Origin of the sequence: Streptosporangium saharense, from assembly GCF_014203715.1 — a bacterium.
Lineage (GTDB): Bacteria > Actinomycetota > Actinomycetes > Streptosporangiales > Streptosporangiaceae > Streptosporangium > Streptosporangium saharense.
The window spans coordinates 1131514-1153237 of sequence record NZ_JACHJP010000002.1 but is presented as its reverse complement, the minus strand read 5'-3'; the positions used below and the strand labels follow the sequence as shown (position 1 = coordinate 1153237).

Sequence of the window (21724 nt, the reverse complement as noted above, 5' to 3'; positions counted from 1 at the left end):
CTCCGCGCCACGAAAACACCGGATTCAGGGGCATGGGGGAATAAGCGCTTGATTGAGAGTGATAGTCACATAAGTAGTGACAGTCTCATCGAAAGGACACCCCCCGAGTGGCGAGCAAGGTGACCTCCGCCGTCATGCGTCAAGGGTTCCGCGTTCTGGGGGTCGCCATCCGGGCCGAGAGAGGGGTCTTCGCCGTCGCGGTCCTGTCCAGCGCCGTCTACGGCGTCATGACCGTAGCCTCCGCGTGGGCTCTCGGCTGGGCCACCCAGAATCTCGTACTTCCCTCCCTCTCCGAAGGCCGGATCGCGACAGGCGCGCTGACCGCGACCGTCCTCCTCATCCTCGGCGTCGCGCTGCTCAAGGCGCTCGGCGTCGCCGGACGACGCTACTTCGCCGGCGTCATGCAGTACCGGATGCAGGCCCGCTCCCGAAGAGAGGTCACCCGCCAGTACCTCAAACTTCCCCTCGCCTGGCACCACAAGCACCCGACCGGCCAGTTGCTGTCCAACGCCAGCGCCGACGCCGAGGCCGCGTGGGGGCCGCTCGCCCCGCTGCCGATGGCGGTCGGCGTGGTCGTCATGCTGATCACCGCGGCCTTCGCGCTGGTCGCCACCGACCCGGTCCTCGCGCTGGTCGGCTTCCTGATCTTCCCGGCCATCGCCGTGCTCAACTTCGTCTACCAGCGCAAACTCAGTCCGCTGGCCACCAAGGCGCAGCAGTTGCGCGCCGAGGTGAGCGAGATCGCGCACGAGAGCTTCGACGGCGCCCTCGTCGTCAAGACCCTCGGCCGCGAGGACGAGGAGGCCGCCAGGTTCCGCGCCAGGGCCGAGGAACTGCGCGACGCCAACATCGCCGTCGGCCGGGTGCGCGGCCTGTTCGACCCCCTTCTTGAGGCACTGCCCACGCTGGGCGTGCTCGCCGTACTGCTGGCCGGGGCCGGGCGCCTGGAGGGCGGGGCGATCACCCCGGGCGTGCTGGTCCAGGTCGCCTACCTGTTCACCCTGCTGGCCTTCCCCATCCGGGCCCTCGGCTGGGTCCTTGCCGAACTGCCCCGCGCCGTCGTCGGCTACGAGCGGGTGCGCTCCGTGCTCGACACGACGGGCTCCATGGAGTACGGCTCGGCGAACCTGACCGGGGAGAGCCCCGCGAGCCTGCGGGTGCGCGGCCTCGGCTACGCCTACGGCGACTCCGCGGTGCTGCACGAGGTCGATCTCGACGTTCCGCCAGGCCGTACGGTCGCGCTGGTCGGGCCGACCGGTTCGGGCAAGTCCACCCTCGCCCAGACCTTCGTCCGCCTGGTCGACCCGGCACGGGGGGCCGTCATGATCGACGGCGTCGACCTGCGCGAGGTCGTCCGCGGCGGGGTCAGCGAGACGGTCGCGCTGGTGCCGCAGCAGACCTTCCTGTTCGACGACACCGTACGCGGCAACGTCACCCTCGGCCTGCCCGTCGGCGACGAGGACGTCTGGGCGGCGCTGCGCCTGGCCCAGGCGGACGGCTTCGTCAGCGCCCTGCCAGAGGGACTCGACACCAAGGTCGGCGAGCGGGGCACCTCCCTGTCCGGTGGCCAGCGCCAGCGCCTGGCCCTGGCCCGCGCGCTGGTGCGCCGCCCCAGGCTGCTCGTCCTGGACGACGCGACCTCCAGCGTCGACCCCCAGGTCGAGGCCAAGATCCTGCAGGGACTGCGGGACGCCTCCCAGGCCTCGACCGTGGTCGTCGTCGCCTACCGGATGGCCACCATCGCCCTGGCCGACGAGGTCGTCTACCTCGACCACGGCAGGGTCGCCGACCGGGGGCCACACGGGGAACTGCTCCTGCGGTGCCGGGGCTACCGCAACCTGGTCACCGCCTACGAACGCGAGGAGGCCGAGCGCGAGGCGCTCGACGCCGAGGAAGAGGAAGAGGTCAGCGCGTGAGCTCGCTCCACGGAGTCGAAAGGTCGGCGCTGGCCACCGTACGGCACGGCCTGTCGCTGACACCGGAGTTTCGCAAGGGGATGGTCGGGACGCTTGCCCTCGCCGTGCTGGCGACGGTCGGCAAGGTCATCGTCCCGATCGCCGTCCAGCAGACCATCGACAGGGGACTGAAGGGCTCGATCCCCGACCTGCCCTACATCCGCACCGCCGTGCTGCTGTGCGCGGCGGCCGTCGTGCTCACCGCGCTGTGCGCCTATTTGATGAACGTGCGCCTGTACCGGGCGACCGAGGCCTCCCTCGCCACGCTCAGGACACGCGGCTTCCGGCACGTGCACGACCTGTCCGTGCTCACCCAGAACTCCGAGCGGCGCGGCGCCCTGGTCTCCAGGGTCACCGGGGACGTGGACCAGATCAGCGTCTTCATGCAGTGGGGCGGGCTGATGATCATCATCGCCATGGGCCAGCTCCTCGTCGCGACCGTGCTGATGTTCGTCTACTCCTGGCAGCTCGCCCTGACGGTCTGGGTGTGCTTCCTGCCGCTGCTGGTCGTGCTGCCGCGCTTCCAGCGCTGGCTGTCCAGCGCCTACACGCAGGTGCGCGAGCGCGCGGGCGACCTGCTCGCCGCGGTCGGCGAGTCGGTCGTCGGGGCCGCGGTGATCAGGGCCCACGGCTCGGAGGCCCGTACCGCCGAGCGGCTGGACGTGGCCATCGAGGCGAACAAGGCGGCCCAGGCCCGCACCCAGCGCATCGTGGCCACGGTCTTCCCGGTGACCGAGATCGTCGCGGCGCTGGCCACGACCGCGGTCGTGCTGATCGGGGTCCGGCTCGGCGTCGCCGGGGACATCACCGCGGGACGCCTGATCGCCTTCCTGTTCCTGATCACGCTGTTCGTCTCGCCGATGCAGACCGCGACCGAGATGCTCAACGAGGCGCAGAACGCCATCGCGGGCTGGCGCCGCATCCTCGGCGTGCTCGACACGCCGCCGGACGTCGCCGACCCCGGCGAGGACGGCGTCGAGCTGCCGCGCGGCCCCATCTCCGTCTCCTTCGAGGAGGTCGGCTTCGCCTACCCGGGCGGCGCTCCGGTGCTGACCGACGTCACGCTCGACATCCCGCCGCGCTCGCGGATCGCGGTCGTCGGGGAGACCGGCTCCGGCAAGACGACCTTCGCCAAGCTGCTGACCCGCCTGATGGACCCGGTCTCGGGACGGGTCACCGTGGACGGGCACGACCTGCGGGGGGTCCGTTTCTCCTCGCTGCGCGAGCGCATCGTCATGGTGCCGCAGGACGGCTTCCTGTTCGACGGCACCCTGGAGGAGAACATCCGCTTCGGCCGTCCCTCCGCGACGCGCGAGGAGATCCTGCTGGCCCTGACCGAGCTGGGGCTGGCCGACTGGCTCGAAGGGCTGCCGGAGGGCCTGGACACCCCGGTCGGCCAGCGGGGTGAGTCCCTGTCGGCGGGGGAGCGCCAGCTCGTCGCCCTGGTCCGCGCCTACCTGGCCGACCCGGACCTCCTGCTGCTCGACGAGGCCACCTCCGCGGTCGACCCGGCCACCGAGGTACGGCTGGCCCGCGCGCTGGACGGGGTGACGCGGGGCCGTACCGCCGTCTCCATCGCCCACCGCCTGTCCACCGCGGAGGCCGCGGACGAGGTGCTGGTCTTCGACGCGGGCCGCGTCGTCCAGCGCGGCCCGCACGCGGAGCTGGTCGGCGAGCCGGGCGTCTACGCGGGCCTGCACGCCTCCTGGGTCTCGGCCGCGAGGTCCTGACACCCCGGTACAGAGGGGACCCGGGCGGCGCGCGGCACGAGGATGGCGCGCCGCCCGGGAGCTATCCGTGGATCTCCTGGGCCAGCGGCCCGAGATCCTTCTCGAAGGGATGCGGCCCGACGGCCTCGGGATCGGCGCCCAGGTCGTAGAGCGGGGTGTATCCGGCGGCCAGGTAGAGAGCCGTGGCCTCCGGCTGCCGGGGTCCCGTGGTCAGGTAGACCCTCCGGTAGCCCCGCCGTACGGCCGTGTGCTCCAGCTCGCGCACGACGGCGGCTCCGAGACCGCGCCGCCGGTGACCGGGGTGCGTCCAGATCCGCTTGAACTCGGCGGTCCGCTCGTCGTGGTGGCGCAGCGCGCCCCCGGCGACCGTCAGACCGTCCTCGACGAGGATCAGGAACGCCCCGCCCCGGGGAGCGGTGAACTCGTCGTCGGGATAGCTGTTGAGCTCGTCGTTCGGGCCGTAGCGGCTGGTGTACTCCAGGTGCAGGTCGTCGAGCAGCGGCCTGACCCGCGGGTCGCGGACCGTGACGTGGCGGACCTGGACGGCCTCCGTCGTCACTTCGCCGTCTGCCTGGGCAGGCCGGGCGGGTTGACCAGCGACTCGGGGATGGCCTCGTTGGTGAGGTTCCAGCGCTTGAGCACCTCGCCGTACTTGCCGTTCTTGATCAGCTCGTTGATCGCGGCGCTGAGCGGCTTGACGAGGCCGTTGTCCTTCTTGGTCATGGCCGCGATCAGGCCCTGCAGGTCGGGACCGGCGCCGGAGACCGTACCGACGATCTTGGTGTCACCGCCGACGGCGTCCTGGTAGGCGAGGGAGGGGTTGGGGCCGAAGTAGGCCTCGATGCGGCCCGACTTCAGGGAGAGCAGGGCGTCGACGTACTTCTGGTAGTTCTGGATCTGCGCGGGCTTCAGACCCGCCTTCTGGTTCTGCGCGTCCCAGTCGACCAGGATCTTCTCCTGGTTGGTGCCGGAGCCGACCGCGACCCTGCGGCCCGCGATGTCGGAGGGCTGCTTGATCGAGGTGATCGGGTTGTTCTTCGCCGTCTGCCAGGCGAGCTGGTCGACCCGGTAGGTGGCGAAGTCGTAGATGTCCTTGCGCTCCTCGGTCACGGTGACGTTGTTGAAGGCCACGTCGTACTTGCCGGACTTCACCGAGAGGAACAGGTTCTCCCAGGAGGTGACCTCGTCCTTGGCCTTCAGGCCGAGGACGTCGGCCACGATGTGGGCGAGGTCGGTCTCCACGCCGATGATGGTGCGGTCGTCGTCGGCAAGGAAGGTCAGCGGCGGCGCGCCGTCACCGCTGAAACCGACGACCAGCTCGCCCTTCGAGCGGATCGCCTCGGGCACCAGGGCGGCGATCGCGTCGACCTTCTCCGCCTGGATCCGGTTCTGCTGCGGAGAGGTGTTGATCTTCGAGCCACCGGCCTCCGCGGGGGCGGACGCCTGGTCCGCGGGCTTGGCGCTGTCCTGCGGCGCCGCCGAGGTGGTCGTGGTCGAGCTGCAGGCGGCGGCGAGCAGAAGCGGCGCGGCGAGAAGGGCGGGCGTGAACCTGGAGAGGAACGACATTTCAGTCCTGTTTTTCTGGGATTTCAGTGGAGGGGTGTTCTGCTCGGATTTGTCGGTTTTCAGAGGACCTTGCTGAGGAAGACACGGGTCCGCTCGTGCCTGGGGGCGTCGAGAACCTGGGCGGGTGGCCCCTGCTCGACGACGCGCCCGTCGTCCATGAAGACGACGGTGTCGGCCACCTCACGGGCGAACCCGACCTCGTGGGTGACGACGATCATGGTGGTGCCGCTCCTGGCGAGGTCCTTCACCACGTCGAGCACCTCGCCGACCAGTTCGGGGTCGAGCGCGGAGGTCGGCTCGTCGAAGAGGATGACCTTCGGTTCCAGGGCGAGCGCGCGGGCGATGGCGACCCGCTGCTGCTGCCCGCCGGACAGCTGGCCGGGGTAGACGTCCTTCTTGTCGGCCAGGCCCACCCGGTCGAGCAGCCGTACGGCCAGCCGGTGCACCTCGGCCTTTGGCCTGCGCTGCGCCGACAGCGGCGCCTCGACGACGTTCTCCAGCGCCGTCAGGTGCGGGAAGAGGTTGAAGTGCTGGAAGACGAACCCGATCCGGGTCCGCTGCCGCAGGATCTCGCGCTCGCGCAGCTCGTAGAGCCTGTCGCCGGACTGCCGGTAGCCGACCAGCTCGCCGTCCACGCGCACCGATCCGCTGTCCACCTTCTCCAGGTGGTTGACGGTGCGCAGCAGGGTCGACTTGCCCGAGCCCGAGGGGCCGAGGATCACGGTGACCTCGCCCCTGGCGACCCGCAGATCGACGCCGCGCAGGACTTTCAGGGAGCCGAAGCTCTTGTGTACGTCCCGCAGATCGACCATCGCGGCGCTCATCTGCGACCCCTGGCGTAGTGACGTTCGACGTAGTGCTGCGCCACGGACAGCACGGAGGTGATGATCAGGTACCAGACGGTCGCGACCAGCAGCAGCGCGATGACCCTGCCGTTGCGGCTGTAGATCACCTGGATCTGGTAGAAGAGCTCGGGCAGCGCCATGATGTAGACCACCGAGGTGCCCTTGACCAGGCCGATGATCTCGTTGCCCGCGGTGGGCACGATCGAGCGCATCGCCTGCGGAAGGATGATCCTGAAAAGCTGCCTTCTCCAGGGGATGCCCAGCGCCGCGGCGGCCTCACGCTGGCCCGGGTCGACGGAGAGCAGGCCCGCCCTGACGATCTCGGAGCAGTAGGCGGCCTGGTGCAGCCCGAGCCCCAGCACGGCGGCGGTGACCGGGCTGATCAGGTCCATGGTCCCGATGTCGAAGAAGGCGGGGCCGAACGGGACGCCGAAGGAGATCCGCTGGTACAGCAGCGCCAGGTTGTACCAGAACAGTAGCTGCAGGATGAGCGGGATCGACCGGAACAGCGCGACGTAGCCCCAGGCGACCGACGACAGCAGCGGGTTCCTGGACAGCCGCATGATCGCGATCACGGTGCCGAGCAGGAAGCCGATGCCGATGCCGAGCACGGTCAGCTGCAGGGTGAACAGCACCGCGTGCAGCACCGAGGGCGCGAAGAGATACTCCCCGACGACGTTCCAGTCCCAGGCGGGGTTGGTGATCAGCGCGCTGGCGGCCATGGCCAGCAGCACGCCGACCCCGGCCGCGGCCACCCACCGGCCCGGATGCTTGGTGGTGACGACCTTCAGTGTGGGCGGGGCCTCCGCCGTTTCGACGGCCTCGCTGTCCTGCGGCCTCGTCTCGACCGCGGGGCGGGTCACCGGCCGACCAGACTGGTCTGCTGTCCGGCCTCGGCGGCCTCGCGCTCACGGTCCCGCTTGGCCACCTCCTCGCGGACGATGGGGATGACGTGACGGCCGAAGTCGACGGCGTCCTCAAGCAGGTCGTAGCCGCGGGCGGAGAGGATCTCGACGCCGAGGTCGTAGTAGTCGAGCAGCGCCTGGGCCACGGTCTCCGGGGTGCCGACCAGGGCTGTGGAGTTGCCCGCCCCGCCGGTGGCCGCCGCGGTCGGGGTCCACAGCGCCCGGTCGTACCTGTCGCCTCCGGCCGCGATCGCGACGAGCCGCTGCGAGCCCGCGTTCTCCGGGGCGCGGCCGGGAGGAAGACGCCGGGAGGAGGTGCCGCGCGCCCTGATCGCCTCAAGCGTGCGGGCCGCCTTCTCCCAGGCCCGCTCCTCGGTCGGCGCGATGATGGGCCGGAAGGCCACCTGGAACCTGGGCAGGTCCCTGCGTCCCGAGGCGAGCGCCGCGCTCCTGACCGCGGCGATCTGCTCTGCGGTCTGGGCCAGCGGCTCGCCCCACAGGCAGTAGATGTCGGCCTCGGCGCCGCCCGCCGCGTAGGCCGCGGGGGAGGAGCCGCCGAAGGAGACCCGGGGCCGGGGCTGCTGCACGGGGAAGACGTCGGACAGGAAGTCCTCGAAGCGGTAGTGCTCGCCCTCGTGGGAGAAGGGGGTCCTGGACGTCCAGCCCTTCTTGACGATCTGGATGTATTCCCGGGTGCGCGCGTAGCGCTGGTCCTTGGACAGGAAGTCGCCCTCGCGGGCCTGCTCGTGGCCGTTGCCCCCGGTGATGAAGTGCACCGTCAGCCTGCCGTCGCTGATCTGGTCGAGCGTGGCGAAGGTCTTCAGGGCGAACGTCGGGTAGGAGACGTTGGGCCGGTGGGCGAGCAGGATCTGGAGCCCCTCGACCCGCCCGGCGACGTAGGCCGCGACCTGCGCGGGGTCCGGCGAGCCCGAGCCGTAGGCGAACAGGACCCGGTCCCAGCCGTGCTCGTGGTGGGCCCGCGCCAGCCGTAGCGTGAACTGTCTGTCGAACGCGGGCCCGGAGCGGGACGTCGTCTCCGATCCGTCGTTCGTGGCACCTATGCCTAGGAACTCGACGGGCATGACTGAGGCCTTTCTGGCAGGTCGTCTGGGCGGCGGGGGGCGTTGCGGCGCCACGGCGGGTGCGCGGCGGATGTGCGGCGTATGTGCTGCGGTGCCCGGGGGGCGGGCGCGCGGGACTGAGGGCGCGGGGTCAGGGGCGACAGGGACAGGACAGCGCGCGGCACGGCGCGAGGTGGCCGCGGATCGCCGATGGGAGCTCGGCCTGCATGGCCTCACTTCAACACAGGAACCCAATCCCGTCAAGACCTACTTGTTTAGTGGGTTTTTTGTCATGTCGGAAGTGGGGAGGGGTGAACAGTGGCCTACAAGACGCCAAATGGGCTGTTGGTGGGCTTATGTCGGGGATTAACGTGCTGACATGGAGGTAGAGGGAGAGCCGGGGGCCGCCGCTCAGGGGCGCCTCCCAGGGTTCTCTCCGGGGGAAGGATGTCCATGACAGGTCTTGTGGGTGAGGAACCCGTACAGGGTAGGAGCTACCCCGTGCTCGACACGCGTTCCGCGGCGGCCCGCAGTGACCTGCTCGACGAGCTGCCGAACCTGCGGGTCCTCGACGACGACGATGACGACCCGGTTCTCGTACGGCTGGACGGCACCCCGGTGGACACCTGGCGGGAGAAGTACCCCTACCCGGAGCGGATGGACCGCGCGGACTACGACAGGACCAAGCGGCTGCTCCAGATCGAGCTCCTCAAGCTGCAGTACTGGATCAAGGACACCGGCGGGCGGCTGGTGATCCTGTTCGAGGGCCGCGACGCCGCGGGCAAGGGCGGCACGATCAAGCGCTTCATGGAGCACCTCAACCCGCGCGGGGCGAGCGTGGTCGCGCTGGAGAAGCCCAGCGAGCGCGAGAGCACCCAGTGGTACTTCCAGCGCTACATCTCCCACCTGCCCGCCGCGGGGGAGATGGTCTTCTTCGACCGCTCCTGGTACAACCGCGCCGGGGTCGAGCGCGTGATGGGCTTCGCCACGCCGGGGGAGTACATGGAGTTCATGGAGCAGGCGCCCGCCTTCGAGCGCATGCTCGTCCGCGACGGCATCCACCTGGTGAAGTTCTGGTTCTCGGTGTCCCGCTCCGAGCAGCGCACCCGCTTCATCATCCGCCAGGTCGATCCGGTGCGGCAGTGGAAGCTGTCGCCGATGGACCTGGAGTCGCTGGACAAGTGGGACGACTACACCCAGGCCAAGGAGGACATGTTCCTGCACACCGACACGGAGGAGGCCCCGTGGACGGTGATCAAGAGCAACGACAAGAAGCGCGCCAGGGTCGAGGCCATGCGCCACCTCCTGAGCCGGTTCGACTACACCAACAAGGACCACGAGATCGTCGGTGAGCCCGACCCCAGGATCGTCGTGCACGCGGCCGACCTGTTCGACGACGACCGCACCCGCTGACCACCGGACACGGGACCTCCACCGGGGTGCGGCACAATTGCCCCATGCCCCTTGACCCCGCCATCGCGGCCCGACTGAAGCGCACCGCCGACGGGCTGGTGCCCGCCGTGGTCCAGCAGCACGACACCGGCGAGGTGCTCATGCTCGCCTGGATGGACGACGAGGCGCTGCACCGCACGCTCACCACGGGCCGCGCCACCTACTGGTCGCGCAGCCGCGGCTCCTACTGGGTCAAGGGCGAGACCTCGGGCAACGTCCAGCACGTCAGGTCCGTCGCCCTCGACTGCGACGGCGACACGATCCTGCTGAGGGTCGACCAGGTGGGCGCCGCCTGCCACACCGGCGACCGGACCTGCTTCGACGCCGACCGGCTGGCGGTGACCCCGGCGTGAGGGCGGGCCGCGCCCTGTGGACCTGGGTCGCCGCCTGCGCGGCGGGCGCGGGCCTGGTGCTGCTGGCCGCCGGCCGCGACTGGGTCACGGTGACGTACGGCACGCGCGCCGTACCCGTCTCCGCGACGGAACTGGCCCCCGCCCTGGCGCCCGCCGCGTGGGCGGGGCTGGCCGCGGTGGTCGCGGTGCTCGCCACCGGGGGTGTGTGGCGCAGGGTCGTCGGCGTCGTGATGGCGCTGTGCGGCGCCGGGGTGATCGCCGCCGCGGTGACCGGCGGCCGTCCCGACGCGGGGCTCGCCGCCGCGGCCGAGCACGCGCCTCTGGTCGCCGCCGCCGACGCCGTGCGGGTCGCGGCCCCGCTCCTGTGGCCGGTGCTCGCCGGGGTTGGCGGGCTGACGCTGCTCGCCGGGGGAGTCGCCGCCGCGCTGTGGGGCGGGCACTGGCCCGGCATGTCGGAGCGCTACGAGCGCAGGGGCCGCGAGACCCCCGTGCGCGCGGGGGTCGCGGGCAGCGAGCGGGCCATGTGGGACGCCATCGACCTGGGTGCCGATCCCACAGTCGATCACACCGATCCCCGGCAGGACGGGCACTGAAGCGGGGCACACGGTCACAACTTGCCCACGGACCCGGCGGCGCCCCGCCGCGGTGATCTGATTTCGCTAGGATTTCGCCCGCAACGTGTGCAGAGGGAGTAATTCATGAGCTATGGGAATCAGCCCGGTGGGTACGGCGGGCCACCGCCGGGTGGCTACGGGCCGCCGGGCGGTTACGGCACGCCGCCCGGGGGCGGTTACGATCCCTATGGCTACGGCGCCCCGCCGCCCCGCGGCAACAACGGCATGGCCATCGCCACCCTCATCATGGGCATCGCCGGGCTCTTCATCTGCGGCGTGACCTCCATCGTGGGCATCGTGCTCGGCCACATCTCGCTGGGCCAGATCAAGCGCACCGGCGAGGAGGGACGGGGCATGGCCATCGCGGGCCTGGTCATGTCCTACTTCGGCGTCGCCTGCTGGCTGGTCGTGCTGGTGATCTGGCTGGTCGCGATAGGCGTTCTGGCGGGTTCGGCCACCTACGGCTACTGAGAGCCCCGTCCGGGGCGTCGCCGGTCATTTCGTGCCACCTTGAGTATCGTTGCCGGTGACAGTCGTCGCAGGAAGAAGGGGTGCGGACGGGCCGATGGTGACCGGCGGGGCCGCGAGGGCGAGAGAGCCGAGGGTACGGCGGGCGCGGGCCGTACTGGCACCGCTGGCCGTGGCCGTGGCGGCGGGCGCCGGGACCCTCCTGGTGGCGCTGGTCGACCCCGGAGAGCCGGGACACTATCCCACCTGCCCCTTCCTGGCGCTCACCGGTCTGTACTGCCCGGGCTGCGGGGGACTGCGGGCGGTGCACGCGCTCACCCACGGTGACCCGATCACCGCGCTGGGGTTCAATCCGCTGGTCGTGGTCATGATTCCCGTGGTGGTCCTGCTGTGGGGGCGTTGGACGCTGTTCTCCTGGCAGGGGAGACGAGATGTCGGAAAAGCTATAAACCCTGCCTATATATGGGCATTTCTTGGTTTAATGATCGTTTTTTGGATAGTGCGGAATGTTCCCTTTGGGGAATTCTTGGCTCCATAGTCACCTATAGGCGTCACCCGGTGGCGGGGCGACCACGGCAAGGCCGATAGCATCGGCGGGACAAGGCAATCGATCGGGAGGGGCCTTACTCGTGAGCGAGTGGAGTGAGCGGACCATGCGCACGGCAGCGTTCGCCGACATGACCTCCGAGTTTCGCGAGGAGGACAGGTGAGCGTGCTGGAGGAGATCCTCGAAGGGGTCCGCGCGGACCTGGCCGACCGGCAGCAGACGGTGTCGCTGGCGCAGCTCAAGGAACGCGCGGAGCGGGCACCCGCCCCCCGCGACGCCTACGCCGCCCTCGGCGGCGACCAGGTGGCGGTCATCGCGGAGGTGAAGCGCTCAAGCCCGTCGAAGGGCGCGCTGGCCGCCATCGCCGACCCCGCCGCGCTCGCCGGTGACTACGAGTCGGGTGGCGCCCACGTCATCAGCGTCCTGACCGAGCGCCGCCGCTTCGGCGGCAGCCTGGAGGACCTGGCCGCCGTCCGCGCCGTCGTCGACATCCCGGTGCTGCGCAAGGACTTCGTCGTCACCGCCTACCAGCTGTGGGAGGCCCGCGCCTACGGCGCCGACCTGGTGCTGCTGATCGTGGCCGCGCTTGAGCAGAACGCGCTGGTCTCGCTCATCGAGCGGGCCGAGTCGATCGGGCTGGCCCCGCTGGTCGAGGTGCACACCGAGGAGGAGCTCGACCGGGCGCTCGCCGCCGGAGCGAAGATCATCGGTGTCAACGCGCGCAACCTCAAGACCCTTGAGGTCGACCGCGAGGTGTTCGCCAAGCTCGCCCCGAAGATCCCGGACGGCGTCATCAAGATCGCCGAGTCGGGTGTGCGCGGCCCGCACGACCTGCTCGCCTACGCCAGGGCGGGGGCCGACGCCGTCCTCGTCGGCGAGAGCCTGGTGACCGGCAAGGACCCCAGGGCCGCCGTGGTCGACCTGGTCACCGCCGGAGCCCACCCCGCATCCCGACCAGAGGGACAGTGAGCACGTGACAGTGACAGACGGCATCCTCACCTCCGCGGACCTCGCGGGCCACGGCGTCCACGGCGACGACCCGGACACCGACGGCAAGTTCGGCGTCTTCGGTGGGCGTTACGTCCCCGAGGCGCTGATCCCCGCGCTGGACGAGGTGGCGGCCGAGTACGACAAGGCGAGGAACGACCCCGCCTTCATCGGGGAGTTCGACCACCTGCTGCGCACCTACGCGGGCCGGCCGACCACCCTCACCGACGTGCCCCGCTTCTCCGAGCACGCGGGCGGCGCCCGGATCGTCCTCAAGCGTGAGGACCTGACCCACACCGGCGCCCACAAGATCAACAACGTGCTCGGCCAGGCCCTGCTCACCAAGCGGCTCGGCAAGAACCGCCTGATCGCCGAGACGGGCGCGGGCCAGCACGGCGTCGCGACGGCGACCGCCGCCGCCCTGATGGGCCTGGAGTGCGTCATCTACATGGGGGCCGTCGACTGCGAGCGCCAGGCGCTCAACGTCGCCCGCATGAAGCTGCTCGGCGCCAGTGTCGTCCCGGTCACCAACGGCAGCCAGACCCTCAAGGACGCCATCAACGAGGCCTTCCGCGACTGGGTCGCCAACGTCGACCACACGCACTACCTGTTCGGCACCATCGCGGGACCGCACCCCTTCCCCGAGATCGTCCGCGACTTCGCCCGCATCATCGGCGTCGAGGCCCGCCGCCAGATCCTCGAACTCGCGGGCCGCCTGCCCGACGCGGTCGCCGCGGCCGTCGGCGGCGGTTCCAACGCCATCGGCATCTTCCACGCCTTCATCGAGGACCAGGGCGTCCAACTGCACGGCTACGAGGCGGGCGGACGCGGCAAGGAGAACGGCGAGCACGCCCTGACCCTCACCGAGGGCTCCATCGGGGTCCTGCACGGGTCGCGCACCTACGTCCTGCAGGACGACGAGGGCCAGACGATCGAGTCCCACTCGATCTCCGCGGGCCTCGACTACCCCGGTGTCGGCCCCGAGCACGCCTGGCTCAAGGACACCGGGCGCGCCACCTACCACGGCATCACCGACGCCGAGGCCATGGACGCCTTCGCCCTGCTCGCCAGGACCGAGGGCATCATCCCGGCCATCGAGTCCTCGCACGCGCTCGCCGGAGCCCTCAAGCTCGGCCGTGAGCTCGGCCCCGAGGCGCTCCTCCTGGTCAACCTCTCCGGCCGGGGTGACAAGGACATGGGCACCGCCATGAAGTACTTCAACCTCTGACGACCGACTTGCTTCCCCTCCGCCCCGCGGAGGGGACGGAGGCCACGACCGACAACGGAACCAACGATGACGACTCTTCAGACGGTGTTCGCCAAGGCGAAGGCGGACGATCGCGCCGCCCTCATCGGATATCTCCCCGCGGGATTCCCCACGAAGGACGGAGCGATCGCGGCCGCGACCGCCATGGTCGAGTCCGGCTGCGACGTGATCGAGATCGGCCTGCCGTACTCCGATCCGCTCATGGACGGCCCGACCATCCAGGACGCCGTGCACCGGTCGCTGGTCAACGGCACCCGCATCGCCGACGTGCTGCGCACGGTCGAGGGGGTGGCCAAGACGGGCGCCGCCACGCTGGTCATGACCTACTGGAACCCGATCGACCGCTACGGTGCCGACCGGTTCGCCCGTGACCTGGCCAACGCGGGCGGGACGGGGACCATCACCCCCGACCTGACCCCCGAGGAGTCGGGGCCGTGGCGGGAGGCCAGCGCGCAGGCCGGTATCGACACCGTATTCCTCGTCGCGCCCAGCTCTCCCGAGACGCGCATCAAGGCCGTCGCCGAGTGCTGCACGGGCTTCGTCTACGCCGCCTCCCTGATGGGTGTCACCGGGGCGCGCGAGACGGTCAGCGAGGCCGCCGAGGGCCTGGTCGAGCGCACCCGCAAGCAGACCTCGCTGCCGGTCTGCGTCGGCCTCGGGGTTGGCACCGGCGCGCAGGCGGCCCAGGTCGCCCGCTACGCCGACGGCGTCATCGTCGGCTCGGCGTTCATCCGGCGCCTGCTCGACGCCCAGGACGAGGCCTCGGGCCTGGCCGCGGTCAGGAAGCTCGGGGCCGAGATGGCGGCCGGCGTGCGCGCCTGATTCACCCCTGAAGACCCGGCTTGCCCGGGACACGCCTGAGATCTCACACGACGCGGCCGCCCCACCCGGGACGGCCGCGTTTTCTCACGCTCCCGTTCCCGTACGGCGAGCCCCGCCATGCCCGGCGACCTGCGGGAAAGGCCACGGCGTACCCTGGAGATGCGTCCGCAGAAAGCGGCGCATCGGCCCCGGGGGCGTGTCACTTCGCTCCCGGTTCAGTCCGAACGCTCCCCTCATTGATCTGAAAACGCCGCGCGGGCCGTACCTCGGCTACGATTTCCCAGTTCAGACAGGCTCTGCCCGCCGATCACACAGGCGGGGGGACATGGGAGAGACCGGGACGGTCATCGGACCTGGAGGGCGTGTGCCGGTGGCGGACGAGGCGGGACGGCGCTCACGCGGTCGCCGCCTCCACTGTCGCCTTCACTGCCGCCTCCGCGTCGCGCCACGCCCGGCCGGACACCCGGAAACCGGGACACCGGCGATTTGGGACCGTCGTGGAGCGGGTTACGGCCCGCCGATTGACTTACCCGACGCTTATCCAGCACGTGATGGGGTTCCTCAGGAACGCGTGTAGCCGCCGACGTCGGCCGCGACGCAGGTCCGGAATGGGAGACGATGATGCTCGTGACTTCTGAAAAGCAGGCCCCCCCGAGGTCGCGCACAGCGAGTTCAACGCTACCCTGGGTAACGACCGTCTCGCGGTTGGTGCTGGCGGGGGTGCTCATTGTCGCAGGTTGGGGCAAGATCGGCACGCCTGTGCTTTCCGTCCAGTCGGTCAAGGCGTACGAACTGCTTCCAGACTCGCTTGCCACGGTGGTCGGCTACGGGCTGCCCATCCTGGAGATCGTCATAGGGGTGTTGCTGGTTGTCGGACTGCTCACCCGTGTCGTGGGCGGCATCTCCGCGCTGCTCATGCTGGCGTTCGTCATCGGCATCGCCTCCGTGTGGGCGCGCGGCCTGCGGATCGACTGCGGCTGCTTCGGCGGCGGCGGCCAGCTCAAACCGGGGATCGAGCCCGACTACCTCGTCGACATCCTGCGGGACTCCGGTCTCTTCGTCCTCGGTGTGCTCGTCGCCCGGTTCGGTCCGGGACGACTCGCGCTTGACTCCGCGCTCGGGCTGGCCCCGGAGCGGGAGCCGTACGACGAGATGGACGGCGAGGAGGAGCCACGGGAAGAGGAGGACAACTGATGGGCAAGTCCGCGCGAGAGCAGTCGGTGCGTGAGCGGATCAAGGCACAGCGGGAGGAGCAGCGGCAGAAGGACCGGCTCAAGCGCGTCGCCACGGTGACGACCGTGGTGATCGTCGCGCTCGGCGCCATCGGCGCCGGATGGTGGTACGCCGCCAACGGCAGCAAGCCGGAGGAGGTCACCCAGGCGCTCGCGCCGATCACCGCCTCCCCGGACGGCTCCGTCGTGATGTCCGTCGCGGGCGTGGAGAAGCCGGTGCTCGACGTCTACGAGGACTTCCAGTGCCCGGCCTGCCGGGCGATGGAGCAGACCAGCGGGCCCACGATCAAGAACCTGGCCGCCGAGGGCAAGGTCAAGGTGGTCTACCACCCCATCACGATCTTCTCGCAGGACATGAACCAGGGCATCACCAGGGGCAACTCCCTGCGAGCGGGGGCCGCCTCCCGGTGCATCCCCGGCGGGACGCCGTGGTCGAAGTTCCACGACAGGCTCTTCAAGGAGCAGCCGCCGGAGACCGTCGAGGGCTTCAAGATCGACGACCTGGTCGAGTGGGGCAGGGAGGCCGGGGTCACCGGCTCGGCGTTCGCCACCTGCGTGACGAGCCAGCAGAAGGCGCAGGAGCAGCTCGACTACAGCACCAGGATCGTGCAGTCGGCCAAGCTCAGCGGCACTCCGACGCTGAAGATCAACGGCACCGAGATCGGCAACGACGTCGCGTTCAAGCCCGCGGATCTCCGTAAAGCCGTTCTCGATGCCGCCAAGTAGCCCGCGACACGGTAACGTCACTTGACATGCCCCTCGCCTCGATTCCCAGCCCCTCGCAGGGGGTCTGGTACCTCGGTGTAATCCCCATCAGGGCCTACGCGCTGTGCATCGTGCTCGGCGTCATCGTCGCCGTCGCCATCGGCGAGCGCCGCTGGCGCGCCCGTGGGGGAACGCCGGGCACCATCGTCGACCTCGCCGTCTGGGCCGTGCCGTTCGGCCTGGTCGGCGGGCGTCTCTACCACGTCATCACCGACTGGCAGCTCTACTTCGGGCCCGACGCCATCCACACGCCGATCGAGGCGCTCTACGTCTGGAACGGTGGGCTGGGCATCTGGGGGGCCGTCGCGCTCGGCGCGCTCGGCGTCTGGTTCGGCTGCCGGAGCCGGGGCATCTCGATCTCCGCGGTCGCCGACGTCGCGGCCCCCGCCATCGCGGTCGGCCAGGCCATCGGCCGCCTGGGCAACTACTTCAACCAGGAGCTGTTCGGTAGCCCGACGAACCTGCCGTGGGCCCTGGAGATCGACCCCGACAAGCCGGGCACGCTGCCGGGGATCTCCACCTACCACCCCGCGTTCCTGTACGAGCTGCTGTGGGACCTGGGCCTGGCCCTCGTGCTGGTCTGGGCGGGCCGCAAGTTCGCCCTCAGGCACGGCCGGGTGTTCATGCTCTACGTCGCGGGCTACACCCTGGGCCGGTTCTGGATCGAGGGGCTGCGCATCGACAGCGCCCACCACATCCTCGGGCTGCGGCTCAACCAGTGGACCTCCGTCGTGCTGTTCGTCGCGGCGCTGGTGTGGTTCTGGCTCTCCAGGAACAAGACCGGCGAGGAGCGGGTCGTCACGGAGCCGCAGGACGGCCACCCGGCTGACCCCGCCCACGAGGCCGACCAGGCCGACGACCACGAGACCGTGTCACAGGGGTCACAGGCGGACGCCGGCGAGGCCGAGGGGCAGGATGGGGAGACAGCGCTCGTGTCCACCTTCGCCCAGACGGGCGGAGAGGCCGATCCCGCCCACGCCGCCGACCAGGCCGACGAGGCCGAGACGGCAGCGGGCAGGAGCGCGGTCAAGAGCGAGCGCGGCACCACCGGGGAGGGCGGCACGGCGTGAGCCGTGTCCCCCCTGCGGAGGAACCAGGCGAAGAAAGAGGAACGATGAGTCAGGGCGGCGCCCAGGAGCGCGCCGAGATCCACCACGCCCACCGGGACGTCACCGGCGGCTGGCTGCGGCCCTCCGTCTTCGGGGCGATGGACGGGCTCGTGTCGAACTTCGCGCTGATCGCCGGTGTCGCGGGCGGCACGACGAGCACCCGGGTCGTCGTGCTGGCCGGTATCGCGGGCCTGGCGGCGGGCGCGTTCTCCATGGCGGGCGGCGAGTACGTCTCGGTCGCCAGCCAGCGGGAGCTCGCCGTCGCCGAGATCGGCGTCGAGCGGCGTGAGCTGGAGCGCAACCCCGAGGCCGAGCGGTACGAGCTGGCCCAGCTCTACGAGTCGCGCGGCGTCGAACCCGAGCTGGCGGCGGAGGTGGCCAGGCAGATCTCCCTCGACCTGGACAAGGCGCTTGAGGTGCACACCAGCGCCGAACTCGGCGTCACCCCCAAGGACCTGCCCTCACCCAAGATCGCCGCGGTCTCCTCGTTCCTGTCCTTCAGCGTCGGCGCCGTCCTGCCGCTGCTGCCGTACCTCCTCGGGGTGACCAGCCTGGTCGGCTCCGCGATCGTCTCGTGCCTGGCGCTGTTCGGGGCGGGCGCCCTGGTCTCCAGGGTCACCGCGCGCAGCTGGTGGTACAGCGGGCTGCGCCAGCTCGGCGTCGGCGCGCTCGCCGCGCTGCTGACCTTCGGCCTCGGCCACCTGCTGGGAGGGAACGGCCTGTGAACGCGCAGACCCCACAGAGTTCACCGGGCCCGCAGGCCCCGCCGCCTCGCAGGCGCCGCCGCAGCCCCGCCAGGACCACCAAGCCGTCCCGGGCGTCCAAGGCCACGCAGCCAACCGACGGCACCAGGCTGCAGGAGCTCGGCCTGAGCCCCCTGCAGCAGCGGCTGCTGGTGATCGGCGGCTCCGTCGTGGGAGTGGTCGTCGCCGCGGTCGTCCTCGCCTTCGTGATCTCCGCGCTCGGCAACGACTTCGTGCCCGAGCGGGCCACCGCCGCGGCCATCGTGACCCAGCCGAGGCCCGACGCCTACAAGGGATGGAACTCGCCGAAGCTGTTCGCGCCCATCGAGCGCAACACCGCCGACCCGGCGCCGCTCACCCTCAAGGAGATCTTCGCCGTCAGGACCCTCAAGGAGGGCGCGATCACGCTGCGGCTGGGCGCGACCAAGCTCGACACGACCTGCTCGGCGGCGGTCTGGGGCCAGGAGCTGGCCGGTCAGCTCACCGGGGCGGGCTGCACCCAGGCGCTGCGCGGCGCCTACACCAGCGCCGACGGCCGTTACGCCGCGCAGTACACCCTGTTCAACCTGCGTGACACCGCCGCGGCCAACGCGCTGGTCCAGTCCCTGACCGCGGGCTACCGGGGAGGCTGGGCGCAGCCGCTCACGCAGGGCGGCAGGACGGTCTTCTCCTCGACCGGTCACAGCGAGGCCAGCGGTCACGCCATGGGGCACTACGCGGCCCTGGTCTGGATCGGCCGCACCGACGGCGCCGAACCCGGCCCCAAGGACGACTTCGTCTCCCTGTCGCTGGCGGTCAGGGACGCCGAGAAGGCCGTGTTCCGCCGTGTCGTCGCGGTGAGTCCCACTCCGCCCCCCTCGTGACCTCACGGACAGTAAGCTCATCGCCCATGCGCAAGTGGATCGTCGCCGCCGTCGTCGTGCTCCTCGCCGCCGGGGGAGCGGCGGCGTTCCTGTGGTCGCGGGCGGAGGAGGACACCCAGCGCCCGGCCACGTTCAGGGCCGAGCGGACCACGGCGCACTACGAGCCCATCGCCACCCGGGCCGCCGACCCCGACCCGCTGACCGTCGCGGAGATCTTCCCCACCGGCTCGGTGAGCGCGGGCGGCACGACGCTCGCGAGCCAGGGCACCGAGGAGCTCACCGACTGCGCCTCGGCGGTGTGGGGCACGGCGCGGGAGGCCGTCGCGGGGTGCACCCAGGCGTTGCGCGCCCGCTACGCCACCGGCGACGGCCTGGTCCTCGGGCAGTTCGTCATCTTCAACCTGGCCGACTCCGCCGCCGCCGACCGGCTCGTCGACGCGCTGGGCCACGGCGGTTTCGTACGGCCCGCCGCCGACGGTTTCCAGGGGAGCACGGGCTGGGCGCAGGCCCGCGCCCTGGGCCACTACGTCACCGTCAGCTGGGTCGCCCCCGCGCCGGACGCGGGCAAGGTGGACCTGACCTTCCCGCAGGTGGCCGTGGACAGCCCCAGCCTGCTGATCCAGCACCGCCTGGTGCGCTGAGACCTAGTCCGAGGCCGGGACGGGCGCGGTCAGGGAGCGCGCGACCGCGTCCCCGAGCTCCCGCAGCCGGTGCGCGGGCAGCTCCAGCACGGTGACGTCCCGCGCCCACGGCGCGCTCTCCGCGACGAGTGCCCTGGCCTGCCTCTTGGTCAGCTCACCCCTGACCGAGATGAGAGCCTCCCGCCAGGTGTTGGCGACCTTGCCGTGGGCGTTGTCCAGGACGCGCCGCAGGACGCGCCCCTCGTCGGTTGACGGGGGCGGCAGCCGTACGGCGTGGATGGTGTTGCCGTGGACGGTCAGTTCGTAGACGGCGGACAGTTCGGCGGGCGGGCTCGCGGGTGGCTCGGCGAGCGTGACCTGGACGCGGCGGGCGCGGGTGGCCAGCAGCAGCCGGGACAGCGCGGCCTCAAGCCCCGCGGGCACCGCGATGGCGACCTCGGCGGGATCGGTGGCGTACGGCTTGGCCAGCCAGGTCGTCAGGCGGGCCCTGGGGACGCGGGGCAGCAACTGGGCGGGCCAGTCGCCGACCAGCACCTCCGGCGTCCCGTCGAGCAGGGCCGGGGGAGCGGGGGAGGCGGCCGACTCGACAGCCTGGGGGCCCTGGGTGTAGATGGCGGCGCTGAGGCCCTCGACGCGGGCGGCGACGGCGGGCCAGGTCTTCGTGGTCGGCCGCAGGACGTACAGGTCGGCGGCCGAGCCGATGGCCTCCGCGCCGAGATAGCGGTTGAAGTCGGGGTAGATCGCCTCACTGACCAGGTTGAGGGCCGCCAGGGCGTTCTGCACCTTCAGCGCCAGCGCGGGAGTCCGCTCGCTGGCGCCGTACGCCAGCAGGAGACGGCCCTGGTCGCGGTCGCGCAGGCCCTCCGCGGCGCGGGCGACGAACAGCCCGACGCCCTCGGGCGTGTAGGGCGGGTCGGTGATCGCCAGGTCGGCCCAGCCACGCGTGGAGGCGGGCAGGCCGAGGCGCAGGTCGGCCCAGCGGGTGCGCACCGGCAGGTTCAGGCGGTCGGCCTGCTCGGCGATGTAGCCGAGGATGCGCTCGTCGATGTCGGCGACGGTCACCTCAAGGCCGGGGTGCAGCGCCGCGGCGGCCAGCGAGGTCAGGTCGTGGTCGCCGACGCACAGCAGCCGGGCGCCGTCGAGCCAGAACCTGGCGTCGAGCAGCAGGGCCCGCCTGACCACGGTCTCCGCGGTCGCCGACACGTGGTCGAGCGTGTGACGCCCCCGGGGAGCCCCGGCGATCAGGCGCTCCATCGTGGCGACCAGGTCGGCGTGGGCGGGCAGCAGGTGCGCCACCGGGTCGGCGGGCGCGCGGGTCGGGGACACCTCCGGCAGCGGGGCCCTGAGCCGGAAACGCTCGCCGGAACGTTCGAGGTCCAGCTCGCGCAGCAGGGACTCCACCGTCCGCCGCGAGGTCGCGGTCTGCCTGACCAGGTCCGCGAGGGTCCACCAGCGGCCCTCGCCCAGCGCGGCCAGCACCGCCCTCGGCCTCCTGCCGTCGACTCCCGCCCGGGTGAGGAGATCCGCGATCGCGTCCATGCGCCAACCTTAGGGCGTGTTCGCCGGGACCTTCGCCGTGCTGGGAAGCGCCGGGGCCGCGTGGTGGACGCGGGCGTTCTCGCGGCGGGGACGGCGGGACTGGCAGGGGGAATGCCGGGCCGTACAGGAATGTTGGTTGAGATGGGCAAACCTATGCTAAATGGTCGCTATGCGGACCGGGTAGGTAGGTTTCCGGCAGGGTACGGTAATGTCTACCCACCACGCAGCAGGGCCAACGTCGTCCCTGGCTTGATCCAGAG

22 protein-coding genes are annotated in these 21724 nt (G+C 71.0%); 16 read left to right on the top strand and 6 right to left on the bottom strand.

Annotated elements, in window-relative coordinates; genetic code table 11:
- The first annotated feature begins 134 nt into the window (after nucleotides 1-134).
- Together FHS44_RS14090 and FHS44_RS14085 are read left to right on the top strand one after the other, a co-directional pair.
- Entirely contained in the window at nucleotides 135-1916 is a 1782-nt protein-coding gene (locus tag FHS44_RS14090) for an ABC transporter ATP-binding protein (RefSeq protein WP_184714407.1), read from the top strand.
- Entirely contained in the window at nucleotides 1913-3685 is a 1773-nt protein-coding gene (locus FHS44_RS14085) for an ABC transporter ATP-binding protein (protein ID WP_184714406.1), read from the top strand. The genes FHS44_RS14090 and FHS44_RS14085 overlap by 4 nt, the downstream gene beginning before the upstream one ends.
- Nucleotides 3686-3746: 61 nt before the next feature.
- Here FHS44_RS14085 and FHS44_RS14080 read toward each other — a convergent pair whose 3' ends face one another.
- Genes FHS44_RS14080 through FHS44_RS14060 form a run of 5 tightly spaced genes read right to left on the bottom strand, consistent with a single transcriptional unit; the run spans nucleotide 3747 to nucleotide 8083 of the window.
- Nucleotides 3747-4244 (bottom strand): GNAT family N-acetyltransferase, encoded by a 498-nt coding sequence (locus tag FHS44_RS14080; protein WP_184714405.1) that lies wholly within the window; start codon nucleotides 4242-4244, stop codon nucleotides 3747-3749.
- Complete coding sequence (locus tag FHS44_RS14075) at nucleotides 4241-5251, bottom strand: ABC transporter substrate-binding protein (protein WP_184714404.1); 1011 nt, start codon at nucleotides 5249-5251, stop codon at nucleotides 4241-4243. The genes FHS44_RS14080 and FHS44_RS14075 overlap by 4 nt, the downstream gene beginning before the upstream one ends.
- Before the next feature lie 59 nt (nucleotides 5252-5310).
- Nucleotides 5311-6075: an amino acid ABC transporter ATP-binding protein gene (locus FHS44_RS14070; RefSeq protein WP_281401391.1), complete on the bottom strand. Its 765-nt coding sequence runs from the start codon at nucleotides 6073-6075 to the stop codon at nucleotides 5311-5313.
- Nucleotides 6072-6959 carry an amino acid ABC transporter permease gene (locus FHS44_RS14065; protein WP_312863651.1) on the bottom strand — a complete coding sequence of 296 codons (888 nt, stop codon included), beginning with the start codon at nucleotides 6957-6959 and terminating at the stop codon, nucleotides 6072-6074. The genes FHS44_RS14070 and FHS44_RS14065 overlap by 4 nt, the downstream gene beginning before the upstream one ends.
- A complete protein-coding gene (locus FHS44_RS14060) occupies nucleotides 6956-8083 on the bottom strand; it encodes an LLM class flavin-dependent oxidoreductase (RefSeq protein ID WP_184714403.1) in 1128 nt (375 codons plus the stop codon). Before FHS44_RS14060 ends, FHS44_RS14065 begins: the two co-directional genes overlap by 4 nt.
- Before the next feature lie 480 nt (nucleotides 8084-8563).
- On the opposite strand from FHS44_RS14060, the gene ppk2 reads away from it, so the two are divergent.
- From ppk2 to FHS44_RS13990, 14 genes are all read left to right on the top strand, one after another.
- Entirely contained in the window at nucleotides 8564-9475 is a 912-nt protein-coding gene (gene ppk2 / locus FHS44_RS14055) for a polyphosphate kinase 2 (protein WP_312863650.1), read from the top strand.
- Between the two features lie 44 nt (nucleotides 9476-9519).
- Nucleotides 9520-9867 (top strand): phosphoribosyl-AMP cyclohydrolase, encoded by a 348-nt coding sequence (gene hisI / locus FHS44_RS14050; RefSeq protein ID WP_184714401.1) that lies wholly within the window; start codon nucleotides 9520-9522, stop codon nucleotides 9865-9867.
- On the top strand, nucleotides 9864-10460 hold the full coding sequence (locus tag FHS44_RS14045; protein ID WP_184714400.1) for a Trp biosynthesis-associated membrane protein: 597 nt from the start codon (nucleotides 9864-9866) through the stop codon (nucleotides 10458-10460). Before hisI ends, FHS44_RS14045 begins: the two co-directional genes overlap by 4 nt.
- Nucleotides 10461-10565: 105 nt before the next feature.
- Complete coding sequence (locus FHS44_RS14040; RefSeq protein ID WP_184714399.1) at nucleotides 10566-10952, top strand: DUF4190 domain-containing protein; 387 nt, start codon at nucleotides 10566-10568, stop codon at nucleotides 10950-10952.
- A gap of 55 nt (nucleotides 10953-11007) precedes the next feature.
- Nucleotides 11008-11487, top strand: a complete 480-nt coding sequence (locus FHS44_RS14035; RefSeq protein ID WP_312863649.1) for a DUF2752 domain-containing protein — start codon at nucleotides 11008-11010, stop codon at nucleotides 11485-11487.
- A 168-nt stretch (nucleotides 11488-11655) separates the two neighbouring features.
- Nucleotides 11656-12465 (top strand): indole-3-glycerol phosphate synthase TrpC, encoded by an 810-nt coding sequence (trpC, locus tag FHS44_RS14030; RefSeq protein WP_184714398.1) that lies wholly within the window; start codon nucleotides 11656-11658, stop codon nucleotides 12463-12465.
- Between the two features lie 22 nt (nucleotides 12466-12487).
- The gene (gene trpB / locus FHS44_RS14025) at nucleotides 12488-13711 is read left to right on the top strand and encodes a tryptophan synthase subunit beta (protein ID WP_312863673.1); all 1224 of its coding nucleotides are present in this window, start codon (nucleotides 12488-12490) and stop codon (nucleotides 13709-13711) included.
- Nucleotides 13712-13777: 66 nt separating this feature from the next.
- Entirely contained in the window at nucleotides 13778-14572 is a 795-nt protein-coding gene (gene trpA, locus FHS44_RS14020; protein ID WP_184714396.1) for a tryptophan synthase subunit alpha, read from the top strand.
- Nucleotides 14573-15199: 627 nt separating this feature from the next.
- Nucleotides 15200-15766, top strand: a complete 567-nt coding sequence (locus tag FHS44_RS14015; RefSeq protein WP_312863648.1) for a DoxX family protein — start codon at nucleotides 15200-15202, stop codon at nucleotides 15764-15766.
- The gene (locus tag FHS44_RS14010) at nucleotides 15766-16530 is read left to right on the top strand and encodes a DsbA family protein (RefSeq protein WP_184714395.1); all 765 of its coding nucleotides are present in this window, start codon (nucleotides 15766-15768) and stop codon (nucleotides 16528-16530) included. The genes FHS44_RS14015 and FHS44_RS14010 overlap by 1 nt, the downstream gene beginning before the upstream one ends.
- 26 nt (nucleotides 16531-16556) lie before the next feature.
- Nucleotides 16557-17639, top strand: a complete 1083-nt coding sequence (lgt, locus tag FHS44_RS14005) for a prolipoprotein diacylglyceryl transferase (RefSeq protein ID WP_184714394.1) — start codon at nucleotides 16557-16559, stop codon at nucleotides 17637-17639.
- 44 nt (nucleotides 17640-17683) lie between these two features.
- Nucleotides 17684-18403 carry a VIT1/CCC1 transporter family protein gene (locus FHS44_RS14000; protein WP_184714393.1) on the top strand — a complete coding sequence of 240 codons (720 nt, stop codon included), beginning with the start codon at nucleotides 17684-17686 and terminating at the stop codon, nucleotides 18401-18403.
- Nucleotides 18400-19284: a hypothetical protein gene (locus FHS44_RS13995; protein WP_184714392.1), complete on the top strand. Its 885-nt coding sequence runs from the start codon at nucleotides 18400-18402 to the stop codon at nucleotides 19282-19284. Before FHS44_RS14000 ends, FHS44_RS13995 begins: the two co-directional genes overlap by 4 nt.
- A 26-nt stretch (nucleotides 19285-19310) precedes the next feature.
- The gene (locus FHS44_RS13990; RefSeq protein WP_184714391.1) at nucleotides 19311-19925 is read left to right on the top strand and encodes a hypothetical protein; all 615 of its coding nucleotides are present in this window, start codon (nucleotides 19311-19313) and stop codon (nucleotides 19923-19925) included.
- A gap of 3 nt (nucleotides 19926-19928) precedes the next feature.
- Here the strand turns inward: FHS44_RS13990 and FHS44_RS13985 are convergent, their stop codons facing one another.
- Nucleotides 19929-21464 (bottom strand): bis-aminopropyl spermidine synthase family protein, encoded by a 1536-nt coding sequence (locus FHS44_RS13985; protein WP_184714390.1) that lies wholly within the window; start codon nucleotides 21462-21464, stop codon nucleotides 19929-19931.
- Nucleotides 21465-21724: the final 260 nt, after the last annotated feature.

Coding starts and splice junctions, on each gene's coding strand:
- lgt (WP_184714394.1), top strand. CDS start 16,557: ATGCCCCTCGCCTCGATTCCCAGCCCCTCGCAGGGGGTCTGGTACCTC.
- FHS44_RS13985 (WP_184714390.1), bottom strand. CDS start 21,464: ATGGACGCGATCGCGGATCTCCTCACCCGGGCGGGAGTCGACGGCAGG.
- trpA (WP_184714396.1), top strand. CDS start 13,778: ATGACGACTCTTCAGACGGTGTTCGCCAAGGCGAAGGCGGACGATCGC.
- FHS44_RS14060 (WP_184714403.1), bottom strand. CDS start 8,083: ATGCCCGTCGAGTTCCTAGGCATAGGTGCCACGAACGACGGATCGGAG.
- FHS44_RS14010 (WP_184714395.1), top strand. CDS start 15,766: ATGGGCAAGTCCGCGCGAGAGCAGTCGGTGCGTGAGCGGATCAAGGCA.
- FHS44_RS14090 (WP_184714407.1), top strand. CDS start 135: ATGCGTCAAGGGTTCCGCGTTCTGGGGGTCGCCATCCGGGCCGAGAGA.
- hisI (WP_184714401.1), top strand. CDS start 9,520: ATGCCCCTTGACCCCGCCATCGCGGCCCGACTGAAGCGCACCGCCGAC.
- FHS44_RS13990 (WP_184714391.1), top strand. CDS start 19,311: ATGCGCAAGTGGATCGTCGCCGCCGTCGTCGTGCTCCTCGCCGCCGGG.
- FHS44_RS14070 (WP_281401391.1), bottom strand. CDS start 6,075: ATGAGCGCCGCGATGGTCGATCTGCGGGACGTACACAAGAGCTTCGGC.
- FHS44_RS14040 (WP_184714399.1), top strand. CDS start 10,566: ATGAGCTATGGGAATCAGCCCGGTGGGTACGGCGGGCCACCGCCGGGT.
- FHS44_RS14075 (WP_184714404.1), bottom strand. CDS start 5,251: ATGTCGTTCCTCTCCAGGTTCACGCCCGCCCTTCTCGCCGCGCCGCTT.
- FHS44_RS14000 (WP_184714393.1), top strand. CDS start 17,684: ATGAGTCAGGGCGGCGCCCAGGAGCGCGCCGAGATCCACCACGCCCAC.